Raw genomic sequence first — 16833 nt, 5'->3', positions numbered from 1 at the left:
TCCGAAGAGGTGCATTGCCGATTTTCTAAGGCTAGGTCTGGGATCCGCCCGACTAGAGAGCCGAATCAAGGCCGATTTCCGTGATTGCGGAGCGGATCTCGTGGATATTCGTCAGGATCTCAGCCGATGACTTCCGATTGATCTTCTTGAGGAGAGTCGACACCGGCCTGCGCTCTAATCCGATCTCGTCGACAATTCGATCGACCACAGCTTGGTGCATACTTGCTTGCTCTAAGTCGCCTTCGTAGGTGACTCTGATGTGGGGAATATGGTCGAGGATTTTTCTCTCCGCTTCAAGCGTGCTTCGGCACCTCTTACACTTGGCTAGAAACTCCTGAGCTGGAATGTGAAGCCTGACTACCTCATCACTATTGTCTGACTTGTGCCACGCGCCGCGTGCCTTCGCTATATACTTTGACAGAACCTGCATTGGCACGTCGATCCTCTCGACATGGACGATCGTCCATCCGTCATCGAGCATGGTCTGAAGGAAGCCGCCCGGTGAGACCGGGCGCTTCCGCGACTGGCATAGGTGCTCTGGTTTCACGTGAACGACGAGGTTTCCACTCCGCCGTCTGCGCCCAAGTCCACGGACAAAGCGCTCGGGCCAAGCCACCTCGCGTGTAACCGTGTTCAGCACTTCATGATGACCGGTGAAGTGGCCCGTAGAACACAGCAGATCCTCGAGCAGGGTCGTTCCGGAGCGCCCCTGACCATAGATGAGGACGTTTCCCTTATCAGCAGTCCCTCGGGCCCCAAACATATCGGCGGCGTAAGCCGCCACTTCGTATACTCGCAGAACGACCCAAGTGCGGGCCCTCAGGAATGGGAGCGATTGGGTCGAGAGAAAGGTAGCAATTGGATTTCTCACGGTCATTCTGAAGAATGGAAATGATTTGCGACTGGATCTCCCGTCCGTGCAACGGTGACCCCACGCGGAGCAGGCACGCTCAGTGAGCTGCCAGCGTTTCCGCGAGGATCCGACCCGCGGATCGAGCTAGTGTTTGGATTTCGGGGATCCGCCGTTCAAGGTCGGCGCGTATCGCCGGCCCCTCGTCAATAAGGCGTCCTATGATGTCCGCAAACTCATCCTTTGTGAGGGTTTTGACCGAACGACAGAACTCTTGGTGGCCGAAGATATCTTCGTTTATACCAACCGCTTTGATGCTGTAGCTCATACTTAAAGTCGGAACATGACTTGAGAGCGCTGCGATGGTGGAGTGGGTCCGGGCCCCGGCGAAGACGGCGCAGCGACCAATCACCCACTTCAGGGCGGCCGCGCCCAGAGGAGGCAAGATCCCAATCGGCACCCCGGCGCGATTGCCAATTGTTTGCCGCAGGCTCTCGAGGAAGTGGAAGTCGTCCTCGTCTGGCTTTGGCGCTCCCACATGAGGGATCAGAAGGATCGGCCGTCCGGTTTTTAGGCCAGCGGCAATGACCATCTCGGCCGCCCTCCCTCGCCAAGCGTCGATGCCCCCCTCTCCGGAGTCGGCGAAACGCGCTACAAGCGGGCTGATGTTAATCCCGATCATCTCGTCCGTGACGAGCGCCCGGACCTCCGGGTCGTTCGGCGGGCTAGGCTTCATGACAAAGGCGGGATCAGCGACCCGGTGGACATTCTCCGAAATACCATGACGCTCGAGGTAGTTCTGCGTTTCGGTTTCGCGCACAAAGATTCCGTCAAGAGTCTTCAAGTGAGCATGAATGGCCGGAGCGAAGCTTGGGTCGCTGTCGAAGGGGCCAACTGAGGCACCCCAGAGAAACACCGGAACTCCGCGTTTCTTCAAGTAGCGGTCGATTGCCATGTAGCCCCAGGGTCGACCGTAATCCAAAGAGTAGTTGTCGCCGCCCAACTGCAGTGCGGCACCGGCCCCTTGGTAGTTGCCGCTCAGATCCCTAACGTGATCTTGGAAGCGGGTTCCCAGTCGCTTGTTCACTTGAGCCAGCCACCACTTTCTCGATAGGCGGGCACCGACATGGGACACGGCAAAATTCGTGACCCTAGGATCGAGCTCGCCGGCCTCCTGTTCTGCGACGGTGATTGGAGAAGCCATGATACCGGCTCTCGCTGAGACACCGTCACCCAAGGCATCTGACAGTATCTCCATGGTTCCGCGCACAATGGCTTCGCAGCCCCTGTTTCGATAGGGACCGTTGCCGACGAAGAGAAAGGGCTTAGCAGTGCCAATAGACTGCGGAGGACCTAGGGAAGTAAATGTAGCGATACTCATCGTGAAAATCTCTTTTACTATCGGGGGGCACTAGGCACGACTAAAGCGAGCTCGGAGCGCCAACACCTTGCGGAGCGAAAAATTCACGCATCGGCGAAACAATGACGGGTGCATGTGGCTCTCGTAGTGAGCGATGAGCGGCGACATCACTCCGAGGAACTCATTCAAGTCTCCGCTTTTTCGAGCCTGCTCGAAAGCGGCATGACTCTTTTGGCCCAGTTCGAAACGAAGGCGATGAATCTTGCGGAGGCTCGGGCTGAGATGATCGGCCCCAGGTTCGACCCGCTTGCGCGGGCGCCAATCCCCCTGATCATCAACCATTTTGAGCCGGTACCTCAAGCCATCGCGGCGATGACGTAGGCCACCGGCCTGAGACGCGGCCACCTGGTCGGCCGTCAGCATGTCCAATCTTAGGCGGCCCTCCCGGGCCCCTGCCTCCAGCAGCTCGAGGATCGTTCGACTCCGTGCGATCACCACGTTTGCTCCCCGGTGATCGCCGTCGTATTCCGGTAACCACGCATCTCCCACGACGGCGTCGGCGGTCTCGGCGAGCACATCGTCGCAGAACTCGCATGCCTTGTATTTGAACAGGCCGTGCCCCCAATTTGCTCCCACCAGCCCCTCCATGGGCCGAGTCAGCGTGATTGGCTCACCATCCCGCAGCCCTTCCACCGTGACGCCGTAGCGACTGGCCGGCCGGGCGGCCAACTTGCTACGAAAATCGATCCCGGTCAGCTCGTCTGGTGTGATACCGCATTGCCAAGCAAGCGAGTCGGCGAAGGCACCTGACTTGAGATGGCCGCAGACAATGCCAAGAACAAAGTGCAGCCGATCCGCCAGCTCGGGCGATTGGCGGGTCGCCAACCGCAGGGCCTTGCAGAAACAGGGCACGCCGATCACTGCGTAGCGGCCGGGCGTTTCCAAGACGAAGCGCAGGACCTCGGACATCTCGATCGGGTAATATCGTGTCTTCGCATTCGCCACCACCTCGTCCCTGGTCCGTGCCACGGTGAAACTGAAAAGCGGTGCCTCTCCTCCGGCGACATCGACCTCGGCAACATTGAGGACGGAATCTACCAGCCCCTTGGACAATAACTCGCATTGCAACCAAGTGCCGATCCCCCCAGAGGATGCCCGTTCGCGGAACGCACCCTCCTCCACCCATCCGCCAAATGTCTTGAGGTGGCGACCAATGCGTTGGTCCTGTCGGATCTCAGGATCGGCATACAGCCCCTGAGCGATCTCATCCTCGTCGGGATTGCCATCACCGAAGGGGCAGGACTGCGCGGCAGCCAGGCTAGGCTTGCGATCAACGGGCAGCACGGCCCCCAAGCGCTGCATATCGTCGAACCGCATTTGGATAGCCGGATCCAGTGCGGCGCAGGCCCCGCAACCCACACAATAGCCGCCGACCACGACCTTCTTCAGTTCGCCTCCGTCTGTCACGCCTGTGCCCATAGTGGATCTGCTCCCCAATTCATTTGGCTTTTCGGCAGTCGGACCAGCCTATCGAAACCGCGCGCGAGCCCGCGGGAAGCCACCCGCTTGGTTCTGCCGTCGATCGCTTCAAAAGCACCGTTGCAACGAATCGCGATCAGCGCCTTGGCTGCCGCTTTCCGCCAAGCTGGCAGTGCGCTGCATTCGACCAATTCAGTGGCCCTGTCCTTCATAGCGGCCCGAAAGGCCGTTGGCAGCATTCGGTTCCGCCAATGATAATTCATCAAGCGCGCCATCGCGTCCGGCCGGTAGGTTCTAAGCTTCGGCAGCGTGTGCTGCGTTAGATCCAAAAGCTGATCAAAACGCGCCATCAGTTTTTCGCGGGTCCTATTTGGTGCGCGCGAGCGCGAATCCTCACGAACACGGTATACCGCCAATGGCTCAGATACCTGAAGCACCGGAAATACCTCAACCACCGGCACCAGTAACTGGAAGTTTTGCGACGATACCGCGGTGAAGTAAATACTGCGATCGGGATGCACCTTCAGGAACATCTTGCTACGCACGAAATGGCAGACGGGAGCATAGAATCCCCGAAGGAACAACAAGTCCTCAAATAGCTCCACCGGGCGGCGCGGCGGAACGTCTAGGGGCATGAAATGCCCGTCAAACTCCTGAGTCGCTTCGATCAGCAACTTGGCATTCGATCTCAACAAACCAATATCGGGATTCTCACGCATCAACTGCACCCGACGCTCGATAGAATTTGGCAACAGCCAATCATCAGGGTCGGGCCAAGTAAGAAACTCACCAGTGAAGTGCTTGAGCCCGGTATCCACTGCACCCCCAAGGCCCCTATTCGACTGCTCAACCAATTTAACGGTATAGCCCTCAGCCTGAAGTCTTGGGACCGCCTCCCGCAACATCTGACCGGTGCTATCAGTCGCCCCGTCATTTACTAATATAACCTCTAGAGAGCCGTAGGTCTGAGCAATGATCGAGGCAATGAAGTCTTCCAAATACAGATCAACATTGTAGCACGGCACAATAATACTAACGAGACCGTCCTTCAAAGTTTGATTTTTCATTTCACTAACTCGTTCGGCAGACATGAATACACCTTGGAAGCAAGCTTAAATAATATTTAATCCATGACCCAGGAAAACTTCATCTTAAGCAACTCCTCAAGATCCCGATTTGGTTCGCGATATATATCTCTCAGCATTTTTCTTGCTGAATCGACTTCAGAACTTTCGAGACGATTGGTGCCAACCCCCTTCGGGGAAAAGTCCAACCGTAGATCTTCACTCTTAACCCCAATAAAGCTACAAACTTCACCGACTATTTTGCCGGGGTTCTCAAACAACTCCTCCGATTCTTTGATTAGGATGGAGTCACGATCAAAATACTTGAAGTATTCCCTGATTTGCTGCGCATAAAGACCCTTTCGTTTGTATGAAAAGCAGTTCCACTCGCGACGCTTGAAGTCCTGAGCCCGGTATGAGGGGTCGACTCTGGTCTCCTCAGCCTCCAGAGCCGCCATAAGAGACAGGGTCTCTCTACCTCTCCGCACCTCATGAAAGTAGTGAGAAATTGCCCGCTCTACCGGATCCCTCAAGAGAATAACAAGTTTTATTTTCGGGTAGATACCAAAAATACGGCGTGCCGCCTCCGGATGATAAATGTAGTCGGGGGATGCGTCAAAAATCTGCATTCCCTTCGATCTCATCCTGAGTGGCATGTAACTCTTATACAGCTTCATGCCATCTTCCCACTTGTTCCACGAGGGATCCAGACCGCCGTCAAAGAAATGAACCTCCTTGATTACTGCCTGGGCTATTGAAGGATGCTGAACTAAATATTTATGAAGGCTGCTAGTCCCACCTTTCTGCACTCCAACGATCAAAAAACTTGGGTCTGACCTAAGACGCCATGTCGCCTTTCTGATATTGAACCTTATCTTGTTCTCCACACGCGCATACAGGGAAAGACCATTTTTATCGCCAATATATTTCATATGTATATTATTTACGAAATTAGCAAGGCAGACCTGAGCTGACATTTATGTAACTGCCGCCTTGTTCCAGCCATGACTAAATACTCTTATTTTTAGAGAGTCCAACATAGTAGCGAGCACCAAACCCAATCATTGGAAACCCATTGTCATGGAGTCTTTCTGTAATCTTAGCCAAAGTCGTTTCGTGGGATATTCCCCGTTCCGGTCCTCCGGCCGCCGCAATATAGTGGAAACGCTTTAACGACCCACGCGCGCCTTCTAGGATCTCCGGCTCCGCACCTTCCGCTTCTAGCTTCAGATGCTTGATCGGCCCTTCTGGATAGTATTCAGAAAGAAACGAATCGAGCGTGGTTGAATTCACCCGTATGTGGGAGGCATCATTGCCGGGGTTGAAAAGCGAAGAGTCTCCTTTGTTATTTGCATCGTAAAAATCCAGAATTCCTGATGTGGCCGCCAATGCTCGATTGATCGGTGTGATGCCCGTGTCCTTAGAATTGATCTTGAGCGCTCTGAATTCGGTCGGGTCTGGCTCAAACGCGAAGACTTTAGCCCCTTTCCGGGAACAATGCAGACCAAATTCACCGATATGAGCCCCACAATCTAGAACAATTTCGTCTTCCGAAATATCCACCAAGTTCTGCAAGTATATTTGGGCGAGTTCCGACTGCCTCTCGGCGAGCCCCTTCATCTGCATGTCAAGGCGAGCCCTTCGAGCTACAGCAATCGAACCGGATTTATCTACAACTCGGAAGAGCCCTATCGCGCTGTCGAACTCTACCTTCAGCGACTTTTCAGACGACCTCTTGAATACTTGGATATCCTTGTATATCTCTTCGCATACTCGATATCATTATTTGTTTTAAGATGTAGGTGGGCAATTCTTCGGAGTTCCGAGCTGACATACATTCTAAAATTGCACCTGGATGGTATCATCGTAGTTGTTTTTTATTTGATACACTCAGTGAATTATTTTGAAAATTGACGCGAGCACGAATTATCGGCCTACGAAGAGCCAAGGTAAGTTATGATAGACGAATACTGGAGACGCTTATCTTGCCGTGGTTAATTGATCAGGCGGGGAGTCGGATACTGTGCCAAAATTGATTGGTTGTTCTTCCCAATGGGCGAAAATATAACTTAAGTTTTGGACAAAATTTTCGCCTTTCATTGAGGTGGGAGAAAAGTATCTAAAAGCGGTAGCGACTCTGTTTTTACTTGAAAACAATGCAGGTCGCTCACTTCCAATCATCTGTCGATGAACGAGTTCACGACAATATCCGTTGACTTAGCTTGAAGTTCGATTCTGAAGTCACACTTTTCGATCGTGCTCAGTCGATGGGCGATAATCAGCATCGTGACTGTTCCGTGAAGGCTTTCGATGGCCTTCATCACTTCGGCTTCGGTCTCTGTATCGAGGGCGCTGGTGGCTTCATCGAGAATCAGCAGAGAAGGGCGATGATACAAAGCGCGTGCCAGACCGACTCTCTGTCTTTGGCCACCTGACAAGCGGATCCCCCGTTCGCCGACGACCGTGTCCCAACCCTTTTCTAACTCGTTGTCGATAAGCACGAGGATCTGGGCGGCGGCGGCTGCCTCGCGTAGCCGCTCGGGGTCAATCTCTTCCTTGGGGATCCCAAATGCGATATTGGCAGCGATACTATCATCGATGAGGAAGATGTCCTGGGGGACGTAGCCAATCCCACCCCGCCACGCCCGCTGAATCTCTTTGCTGAGAGGAGTTTGATCCACCTTGATGACACCACCCGTTGGCACGAGGAGTCCGAGGACCAGATCAACAAAGGTCGACTTTCCAGATCCTGTTTGGCCCGTGATCCCTACGACGCTGTTTTTCGGGATGCGCAGGCTTAGATTGTCAATAATCCGCCTGGAACTCCCGGGATATTGGAAAGTGAGGTTCTCAATGCTGACTTCCCGATTCCACTGCATTGGCGGGGGACAACTGAAACGCCCATGCTTTCCTTTTGGCTCCTTTTCGGTGGCTCGTTCAATCTCGATGAACTCGTCGAATACTTCATCGAGAGAATGACGGGCCGTACTCAATAGGGTGAGCTGTGCGTAGAGAAGTTGAATGGCGGGAAGAAGGCGGTAGCCTGCCAGCGCCATGACCCCCAAGGTAGGGAGCAAGGCCACTAGATTTTCACCACGTGCCGCCGAGATGATTGCGATGAAGACCACCCCCCCGAAAGCCAAAGGCTCGATGAAATAGCGTGGACCATTCTGATAAATAGGCATCCAGGCCATCAGTTTCGCCTGTTTTCTGGAGTGGGTCCTGAATCGATCCAAGAAGTGGTCCTCAGCGCGATGGACTTTGACTGGCTTGATTCCGCCGAGCAATTGTTGGGCTTCCCGCATGATGCCACGGTTCGCCGCCTTCATGCCTCTCGTCATTTCCCGCCGTCGCTTGCCCAGCAGTCGAAACACCAGACCATAGAAGGATCCGAAAACGATTGCCGCCCCGATGGCAATCGATGGATTGATGGCCAGGAGCGTCAGCAACAGGAATAGCACGGTGAGAGCACGGGCAAATCCATCCAGAAGCGGAAGCAGCACACTGGTGATGTACTGGGTTACATCCTGACTTACCTTTTTCAGCAGCACCCCGGAGTTCTGAGTGAGGAAGTCGCCATAGGGCCGACCTGCAATTTTCTTCAGCAAGCCAAGTCTCAGCCAGTGCCCGAAGCTCCGAGCGTAGCGGGCACGGCCCACATCCGAGGCGAGGTTGATGACATTCGAGAGCAGGAGCATTCCGATTGCAAGTAGTCCCGCTGCAATCAGGAGCTGTCCGTCGCTCATCGGGGGGAAATGATTGAGAATCCATTCGCCAATCTTGGACTTCCTGATCTTGCCTGGATCCGCAGCAAGGGCGAGAAAGGGGAAAATTGAAGTGACGCCCAGAACTTGAAAGACCCCTTGAGCCAGCGATAGAGCGAAGACAAACCCCAATTTTCTTCGTCCGTAGGGGCGGGCCAGGAAGAAGACACGGCGTACAAGCTCGACCGAACTATGCAAAAATGAACGCATGAAATGGAAATGAAAGGACGTTGCCTAGAAATGTGGTCCCCTTCGTCTAGAGTTGGACCTTGTCCAACCATGCATGCTCAGCGCGATGCCATTCGGCGGTTTTTCGGAACCCCTCGTCAGGTGGCACCAATGGTTCCCAGCCCAGCAGCGTCCGGGCTTTTCCAATCTCGGCTGAGGTATCTCTCATGTCCACACTTTGAAATGCCTCATGCTGGATGACCGCCGGCCGGCCGAGATGGAGCTCGAGAGCTTCGATCATGGCATTTACCGTGACAGGAGTATTGCCACCGCCAAGATTGATGATTTCGTAACCGAGTGGCTTTAGCGCCGCTAATGTTCCGCGGGCAATGTCGTCGATGTAGGTGAAATCCCGGGTCTGGGTGCCGTCCCCGTAGAGGGTGATGGGTTGGCCGCGGCGAATCCACTCGGAGAATCGGAAGGGAGCCATGTCGGGCCGTCCGGCCGGGCCATAGACGGTAAAGTATCGCAGGACCGAGACGTCGATCCCGTGAAGGTGATGCCAGACGTGCGCCAAGGCTTCCGCTGCAAGCTTGGTTGCCGCATAGGGCGAGATGGGCCGGGTGACCAAAGCGTCTTCTGTGAAGGGCATTGGTAGCCCGGCGTAAAGGGACGAGGTCGACGCGATCACGAATTTCGGAACGTTGTACCGCGCCATCCTCTCCAACAGGTTGAGCGTGGCCACGGTATTCGTGTGCATGTAGAGGTGGGGGAGTTCGATGCTGGCCCGGACTCCTGCCCGCGCCGCCAGGTTGATGACCGCATCGAAGTGCCGCACGGCAAAGACCCGCTCCAAAGCGGCTCCGTCTTCGATATCCAACTCGAGGAATCGGAAACTCTTGTTGGCGAGGAGGCCTTCGAGCCGGTGGCGTTTCAGGAGTGGATCATAGTAATCGTTCAGATTGTCGAGACCAACGACCTCATGCCCGTCATCGAGTGCTAGCTGAGCAGTTCGAGCTCCAATAAATCCGGCACAACCAGTAACAAGTAGGGTCATTTGAAACAAATAGGGTGAAATTGAACAAAATTTAGCTCCGGCTCGCGTCACTTCTTGCGGTGCAAAGTGGCAGGCAATTCTCGCACGCCTTGCGATTCTGCGATTTATTCAAGGATTCCTGAACCACCATGGGCTTAAAGCGCGGCGCCTTTCCTCAAAACGTTCAGCAGATCGCCCAACCCCTCACCAAAGGCGGGAGTCGTAGCGGGATTAATCAGTCTGGGCGGTAACAGGTGAGAATCGGTATTCCCTGAGTTCTCAAATCTCGTGACAAAGTTGGAGAGCTGCAGAGACGCACTTTCAAGGGTAGCGATGTCCAAGAGTTGCCCGTAATCCGAACACAGAGTCGGAATTGTTGAGGCGCCCGTGTTGTTACTGATGAGTATACGAAGACCCGCGGCCATTGCTTCATTCACCACCAGCCCCCAGGGCTCGGAAATGGCCGGATGGACGAACGCACCGGCGTGGGCGTAAAAGCGCGGGAGCTCTGCGTGGGAACGCCAGCCGGGGAAGAAGACGGTAGCGGAAGAAGAAGCTGAAACGCTGGGACCTGAGAACTGAAACGAAGAGTCAGAGGTCGGGGAAGATTCCCAAGGGGCGGATTCGATGACGTTCAGGTCGAGGTGGTGGCACAGGGCAATGAGTTGCTCACGGAGTTCGCCGTCGCCGAGGAGGCAGAGGTTCCAAATTGCCGATTGTGGACTGCTGATTGGAGACTGCCTGACGTAGGCAGCGTAGGCCTCGATGAGGAAGCCGTAGTTTTTGCGGGGGATAAATCGACCGGAGCCGAGGAAATAGGGGGCCACCGGTGGGTCGGTGTTCCGGTGCCTTTGTGCTTCATTGGCAAAATAGTCATTATCGACCACGTCGTAGCCCTCCTTGATCCGATTGGCCGGCATGCCGAGTTTCTCAAGATAGGCGCGCGCTTCGGATCCTCCACACAGGGCCCCGTTGAAGCGGCGAACGATCTTTGATTTGACCCACTCTTTCCAGCAGGGGCGTGGTCCGTCCTGCTCACGGGTCTCGGTCATCAGGATCGCCTTCGCGTCATTCCGGTGACACCACCAGAGGCAGGCGAGGGCGTCAGGCGTCGCGTAGCCGCAGATGGCCACCGCACGGGGACGCAGCTTGTCCATTGCCAGGATCGTCGAACACCAGGCTTCAAGCCTTCCCGGCTCTTGGTTGGCAAAGAGGATGAGCGGAGCCCGCGATGGCCGGGCGATCGGGAGATCTGCGGGTAGATCCCCACAGGCATCGACCAGCGCCAAGCCCTGGACCTCGATTCCAGTTCCGGAGAAGGCATCTTCGGCCGATTTGAAACGTGCCAAGTGATACGGTCGGAGGTGGGTGAAGTGAATAACCATGCGCCCCAATGAGGGAGTGCTGACCTTACTTCCCGGCTCAGGGAATTCGGGAGGCATACTATCGAGACAAAGTCGTCCCGGGCACTGCGATGAAATTCGCCTTCGGGCGCAACCAGCGGCTGATTCGGGGAGCAATCAATGTCAGCATGACCAGGGTTGCGGCTGTTTTGCCGATCGCGTAGACCGCGTGGGAGTCGATGAACCCGGGTGGGACCATTGGCAAACGCTTGGTGATTCCGTCAATCAACATGAACACCATCGTGTGGAGCGGGAAGATCACCAGTGTTGCTGCCGAAAGGGCCCGCACCCACCGCCATGCACGCAGTCGCATTGCGAGTGCAATGAATCCGGTCAAGAGGATCGCGGCCGCCGGAATCGTGTGAAGTGGACTCGCCACGGAGGAGCTGCGGAAGTCAGGCGTCGAGTCCGCCCCCATCGCGACCCAGCTCCCAATCACCAAGAGGGCGGCGATCCCCCAGATCGGGATCCCCTGCAGCCAGCTCAGGACGCCTGCATGACGGGCAAGGAAGCATCCACACCCAAGAATGGGAACGGCAGCAAGCGCACTCTCGATTTCCCAAGGCAACGCAAGATCCCGGCATTGCCAGGCGAGGGCCCCGGTTCCTGCAAAAGCCAGGGACCGAGCCCGGGGGCTCGGCAAGCGAAAGAGCATGAAACATGTGGCGAGACCCAAGATCAGGGCCGGAAAAAACCAGAGCACAATCGGACGGATCCTGAGTGGTCCCTCGATGGTCCCGCTCCCATGGAGCAACGCGATGAAGCGCTCGGTGACGGCCTCTGGCCACGGAATCCGGGTCGAGAAGCTGAACCTGGCGAACAGTGTGAAGAAGACAATCCCGATCAGACCGAACACCAGATAGGCACGAAGCAACGGCAGAAGCCTGCGTCTTGCAAAGACGGTGAAGCCTCCCTTGTTCAAGTCTCCCGACAGAAGGAATCCCGAAACAAGAAAGAACAGCGGAATATGAAAGGTGAAGATCCACTTGTTGGGGACTCCTGGAAATCCTTTGCAGTGCCCGATGACAACCAGGACGATTCCGATTGCTTTCAGGATATCGATCCAGTCGAGCCGGGATTCGGACCGCGTGCCGGGGCTTCCCGTTGTTGTAGCCTGATGGGGGAGGCTCATGGATTCCCTGGCAAGACGGTGATGGTGCCGCCCCGCAACTGCCTGTATTTCGCATAGCAATCCCTCCCGACGGGATGTCTCCCGGCACCGCCAATGATGTCCGTGAGTCCCGCTGCGATTCCTTTCAGAGTGGTCGCGATCGTTCCGTCAAACAGCCCCCGGATCGAGCCGCGAAGCAGGGTGCCGAGGAGTCGTCCGATCACCTGGGGAAACGGCACGTGACGCCACACGAACAGGACATCGTTCCGCCGGCCGAAGTAGGCCATGCGCCGCAGGTCGCGACGGGGCGAGCGATGGTGGCGGATCGCCGCCGAGGTTCCCAGCCGGACAAAAAATCCCTGTGCAAGCATGCGGAGACAGAAATCCCGCTCCTCGCCCTGATGGATGAGTCGTTCATCGTAGCCATCAAGCTGCAGGAAGAGGTCTCGGCGCAAGGCGTGGGCGGTGCCGATGAACTGGCCCGTGATCCAGCAATTCTCGTGGTCCGGCGCCCGCTGGAATTCCCTTACGTGGTCGGGACCATCGCTGTAGGGAATTGCCACCGCACCCACGGATGGCAGATCCGTGAACAGCCCGATCGTTTCGTTCACGATGGTGGGGGAGGAGAACTCGGCGTCGTCGTCGATGGAGACGATGAACTCTCCCCGGGCCATCCGTGCCGCACGGTTGCGCTGGACGATGTAACCCATCGCGCGCGAGGAGCGGATCAAGCGGAAGTCCGGAAACTCTTTCCCGACCATATCCGCCGATCCGTCATCGGAAGCATCATCCACCACGATCACTTCATGGCCTCCGTCCTGCCGGGCCGCAGACAGAAGCGCCCGGCGAAGTTCGTCGCGGCGGTTGCGGGTCACGATCACGATGCTTGCCTGCGGCATGAGGTATGCGGCGATTACAGGTGCCGGGATTCTCGATTCAGCCCACGGGCCGGGATGGTGGGGTCGGTCTGAATGGACCGCCTGGTGCCGTTTTCAACGGGTGCTTCGCCCACACGAGCCAGAAACCGGCGAGGTACTTCAGCCTGAAAAGCGACAGGTTCCATGGGAAGGTCGACAAGTAGAGATCAACGGCCTCGCGCAGGCGACCATGGCGGAGAAGCTCAAGGCTCGCAGAGCGGGTGTGGCGGGTGATCAGGGTCAAGCGCCTGCGCCTGGACTCCACGCCTCCCGGATAGTGCCCCTGCGATTCGTTCCCGACGAGACCTCGGCAGCCGGCGGCAATCCGATCCGGCCGGCGGGTGAGACTGTCGTCGGTGGCGCGGTAGTAAAAGAGCTCCGGCGATTTGAGTTCGATGAATCCTGGCGTTTTGCCAAGCCGCAGCCAGAGATCACTGTCTTCGCCGTTGCCGCACCAGGTCGCGAAACCGCCGGCGAGGTTGAAGGCGGACCGCTCGATCGCCGTTCCACCGACGCCGATCCACAGATGCCGGGGCGAAGTTTCGAAGTAGTCGCTGAACCGGACCGCTTCCATGGCTGAACGCCCGCCTCCGGGATTGGGAAACCCGCCGCTCCCCCGCTTCGCTCTGCCAGCGAGGAAAGACGACCCGGGATTGGCCCGGATGGCCTCGTCAAGTACGGAGAGGGTCCACGGAAACCAGAAGTCATCGGCATCGAGAAAAGTGAGATAGTCCCCGGAGGCCAGCCGGGCTCCGTGATTCCTGGCGCTACCCGGCCCGGCCGCGAGCGGCAGGGTCACGAGCGTTGGTTCGAGGGGATGCCGCGCCGCGAGTTGAACGGTTGAATCCGTGGACGCGTCGTCGACCAGGATCACTTCAAAGTCACGGAACTCCTGGCGATGGATGGAGTCCAGCGTTTCCTCCAACGTTGCCGCCGCGTTCCGGGCTGCGATGATGACGGAGAATCGCACCGGGGAATCGGCAGTTCAGGGTCCGGCTTGCCACTCGATTTCCTCAAGAACCGTGCTTTCGAAAACCCGCCAGGCCTGCGATTCATTCTCCACCTCGGAAACCCCGCCCTCGATAACCCGGGCCGCGCCTTCGGCTTGGGTGAAAGACGCCCTGATGCGGGCCAATCGATCGGCGCTCAAGCGGATGTTCCAGGAGCCGAGTCCTTGAAACCACGCGGCCTTGTAGACATGAATCACGTTGCCAGCCGGGGACGAGAAGCGCGTGACATCGAAAACCAGCGGGCCATGCCCGGGGTACTGGTAGGTCCGGGGCTTTCCGGCACCGAGAAATTTGAAACCCGCCGCCTGGTTACAAATCTCGGGTTCGTGCCCCGCGATGTCAGAAGCCGGTCCAATGCGGATCTTGTCCCATTCGTAGTAGAACAAAGCGACCGACTCACCTCCGCCCCCCCGCAGGCCCATCTCCGCCCCTCGATCCGCCTTGTAAGCTTTGATGAATCTCGACGCCTCCGCGGTGTCCTTCATCGCCGCTTCCGCCATTGGCAGCGACCAGACCGGGGCGTCAGAGACGGAAGCGCTGTTCCGCCAATGAACGATCGCTGCGTCGAGTCCGACGAGGAAGGCGAGCAGGCAAAGGGCAGAGCGCATAGGGCAGAGCGCGAGGCGGAAGAGGGTGCCGAGAGAGCAGTGAGCGATGACGGGGTATCGGGATTGGCCCACCACTTTTCCGATCGTCGGGAAGAGGGTTCGGTGGCTGCGGGAAGTGAGGGCGTTTGAGGGATCGGACGGGGCGGGTGGCTTGCCCGGATGCTCGGGTCGATTATCCGGGCGGATGGAACGGGCCGCGGCTCGGGGCAGGCGCCGGGAAGATGAGGGCACGGGGTGCGCCCGGATGGGGCGGGAAGTTGCCCTAACGGGGCATGGGGAGGGAAAAGCGGAAATTGGGAAAGTTGAAATGTGGAAATTTGGAAGTTTCTGGGGGAATCTCCGTGAAATCTGGAGTAGCAGGTCAATCCAGCACCCATTTATTGAAAAACATCCACGCGGAGTCGCTGATGTTTTTGCGAAATCCGTGAGACGCCGAAAAAGGTTAGGATATGTGAATGATTACATTGTAATTTCTTCGTACATCCCTCAAAATCAGCGCGTGGCGCATGGATGTGTCACCGGATTTCGTGGAACGGCAGCCAGGTCGAGGCCGGGAAGCGGGATCTAGAAACCATCAATAAGGAGATACCTATTATGCCTCGATTGAAGAGAACGATCGTTGATCGGATTCTGGTGTTTCGCGCCGCGTGGCGCGAGCTGGCACCGGATCAGGCGTTTGCCGGGATGACCCTCGCGGAGTTCGAGGCGGCCACCGCGCCGCCGATCGCGCTGCGGGAAGAGATCGTCGCCTTGGAGAAGCAACTGGAGGGCAAGAAGACCGCGAGGTCGATGGCCGACCAGGAGGCGGCCAATGTGCTCGAACTCGTGGTCAATTCGGTGCGTGGTACGCCGGGTCATGGTCCCGACGGCGAGCTGTATCGTGCTTTCGGCTACGTCCGGAAGAGCGAGCGGCGGACCGGCTTGACCCGCAAGCGTGCTTCGCCGGACGCCGCGGAGAATGTCGTCGATGCCGACGCAGCCTGATGCGCCATGACTGGCCAGGAAAGATCAGGATGCGCCGCACCGGCGAGACCCAGGCCGCCGGCCCGAGAGGGCTGGCGGTCTTTTTTGGGGAAAGGTGGTGCCTGCGGCACGCAGAGGGCAGAGGGCAGAGGGCTGAGCGCGGAGATGGCAGCAGTTTGCTTGTCTTCAGTGGTCAGTTTTCAGGGAAGACAAGAGGATCGCTTTGTTACCAGCGCGCCTACGACTTGAGCTCCAGTCCTATGCTCTTTGCCCCATGCCCTCTGCCTTTCCGGTCGCTTCGCGCCGCGCGGCACGCTGCCGCCCTTGGTCGATTTCCGGGGGGAGCCGGAAAAACCTGGGGAGCGGATCGGGGGGTGAGGTGTGATCGGGGATCACGGGGAAGTTGATGCAGGGAGCAGAGGGCTAAGAGCAGAGGGGTTTAAGTTTTCCATGCTATGCCCTACGCGCCATGCCCTTTGCCTCGCTGCCGTCGAGCACGCCCAGCGCGGGGATCAGGTCGCGGGTGAGTTGGTGCCAGGTGCGGAGGCTCTCGAGACGCTCGGCGAGGAAGGGGGTGATTTTGCTTTCGGGGCGGGTGGTCGGTTCGTCGAGCAGGCGCTGGCCGGCATCGAGGCCGGGCTGGAGGCTTTCCTGGATGAAGCCGCCGACCAGGCGGCGGACGGAGAGCTCGGCTCGGTAGAAGGTGCGGCGGTCGTCGGGGACCACGACGATCTCCACCCCGCGCATGCGCTCGAGGAACTTGAGGCCGGTGGAAGCGCTGGCCTTGCTGAGCCCGGAGGCCTCGACGATGTCGCCGAAACTCATCGGCTCCGGCGCGAGGAAGAGGGTGTGATAGATCAACGCCACCGAACGCGGCAGGCCGATGGTGTCCGCCATGCGACAGAAGTAGGCCGCGAGCGATTCGCGGACTTCAGCGTCGGCCAGGCTGGGGGAGGCGGCGGGCACGGGGCGATAGAGAGCACGGCGGGTGCCATTGGTTCAAGCTTTTCTGAACCAAAAGAACCGGAGGTTCTTTTGAGCATGGAGCAGAGGGCAAAGGGCATGGGGTGACATCCTCGGTTCGGGCATGGTGGAATTCT

The 16833-nt window shown here is 57.5% G+C and carries 15 protein-coding genes; 1 reads left to right on the top strand and 14 read right to left on the bottom strand.

Translation table 11 applies throughout. The features are described 5' to 3' along the window. Positions 1-52 precede the first annotated feature (52 nt). From IG178_RS09240 to IG178_RS09180, 13 genes are all read right to left on the bottom strand, one after another. Positions 53-871, bottom strand: a complete 819-nt coding sequence (locus IG178_RS09240; protein ID WP_226895226.1) for a hypothetical protein — start codon at positions 869-871, stop codon at positions 53-55. 79 nt (positions 872-950) lie between these two features. Next, positions 951-2108, bottom strand: coding sequence for a polysaccharide pyruvyl transferase family protein (locus tag IG178_RS09235; protein WP_193212256.1), 1158 nt, complete (start codon positions 2106-2108; stop codon positions 951-953). 153 nt (positions 2109-2261) lie between these two features. Continuing rightward, positions 2262-3677 carry a Coenzyme F420 hydrogenase/dehydrogenase, beta subunit C-terminal domain gene (locus IG178_RS09230; protein ID WP_193212255.1) on the bottom strand — a complete coding sequence of 472 codons (1416 nt, stop codon included), beginning with the start codon at positions 3675-3677 and terminating at the stop codon, positions 2262-2264. Then, a complete protein-coding gene (locus tag IG178_RS09225) occupies positions 3674-4780 on the bottom strand; it encodes a glycosyltransferase family 2 protein (RefSeq protein WP_193212254.1) in 1107 nt (368 codons plus the stop codon). The genes IG178_RS09230 and IG178_RS09225 overlap by 4 nt, the downstream gene beginning before the upstream one ends. Positions 4781-4812: 32 nt before the next feature. Continuing rightward, positions 4813-5685 (bottom strand): sulfotransferase domain-containing protein, encoded by an 873-nt coding sequence (locus IG178_RS09220; protein WP_193212253.1) that lies wholly within the window; start codon positions 5683-5685, stop codon positions 4813-4815. Positions 5686-5761: 76 nt separating this feature from the next. Continuing rightward, positions 5762-6373, bottom strand: a complete 612-nt coding sequence (locus tag IG178_RS09215; RefSeq protein WP_193212252.1) for an FkbM family methyltransferase — start codon at positions 6371-6373, stop codon at positions 5762-5764. Positions 6374-6930: 557 nt separating this feature from the next. Beyond that, complete coding sequence (locus IG178_RS09210) at positions 6931-8727, bottom strand: ABC transporter ATP-binding protein (protein ID WP_193212251.1); 1797 nt, start codon at positions 8725-8727, stop codon at positions 6931-6933. A gap of 46 nt (positions 8728-8773) precedes the next feature. Then, complete coding sequence (locus IG178_RS09205) at positions 8774-9742, bottom strand: SDR family NAD(P)-dependent oxidoreductase (RefSeq protein ID WP_193212250.1); 969 nt, start codon at positions 9740-9742, stop codon at positions 8774-8776. Between the two features lie 134 nt (positions 9743-9876). Beyond that, positions 9877-11106 (bottom strand): glycosyltransferase, encoded by a 1230-nt coding sequence (locus IG178_RS09200; protein WP_193212249.1) that lies wholly within the window; start codon positions 11104-11106, stop codon positions 9877-9879. Between the two features lie 58 nt (positions 11107-11164). Further along, a complete protein-coding gene (locus IG178_RS09195; protein ID WP_193212248.1) occupies positions 11165-12256 on the bottom strand; it encodes an acyltransferase family protein in 1092 nt (363 codons plus the stop codon). Further along, complete coding sequence (locus IG178_RS09190) at positions 12253-13134, bottom strand: glycosyltransferase family 2 protein (RefSeq protein WP_193212247.1); 882 nt, start codon at positions 13132-13134, stop codon at positions 12253-12255. The genes IG178_RS09195 and IG178_RS09190 overlap by 4 nt, the downstream gene beginning before the upstream one ends. Before the next feature lie 37 nt (positions 13135-13171). Next, complete coding sequence (locus IG178_RS09185) at positions 13172-14122, bottom strand: glycosyltransferase (RefSeq protein WP_193212246.1); 951 nt, start codon at positions 14120-14122, stop codon at positions 13172-13174. A gap of 15 nt (positions 14123-14137) precedes the next feature. Then, complete coding sequence (locus tag IG178_RS09180; RefSeq protein ID WP_193212245.1) at positions 14138-14770, bottom strand: hypothetical protein; 633 nt, start codon at positions 14768-14770, stop codon at positions 14138-14140. A gap of 633 nt (positions 14771-15403) precedes the next feature. Between IG178_RS09180 and IG178_RS09175 the strand changes: the two genes are divergently transcribed. Then, the gene (locus IG178_RS09175) at positions 15404-15754 is read left to right on the top strand and encodes a hypothetical protein (protein WP_193212244.1); all 351 of its coding nucleotides are present in this window, start codon (positions 15404-15406) and stop codon (positions 15752-15754) included. Positions 15755-16186: 432 nt separating this feature from the next. Here the strand turns inward: IG178_RS09175 and IG178_RS09170 are convergent, their stop codons facing one another. Beyond that, positions 16187-16699 (bottom strand): GbsR/MarR family transcriptional regulator, encoded by a 513-nt coding sequence (locus IG178_RS09170; RefSeq protein ID WP_193212243.1) that lies wholly within the window; start codon positions 16697-16699, stop codon positions 16187-16189. Between the last annotated feature and the right edge of the window lie 134 nt (positions 16700-16833).

The organism is Neoluteolibacter marinus (assembly GCF_014904755.1).
Taxonomy (GTDB): Bacteria; Verrucomicrobiota; Verrucomicrobiia; order Verrucomicrobiales; family Akkermansiaceae; genus Haloferula; species Haloferula marina.
Note: the sequence above shows the minus strand (reverse complement) of the source record. Positions and strands in the feature narration are given on the sequence as shown.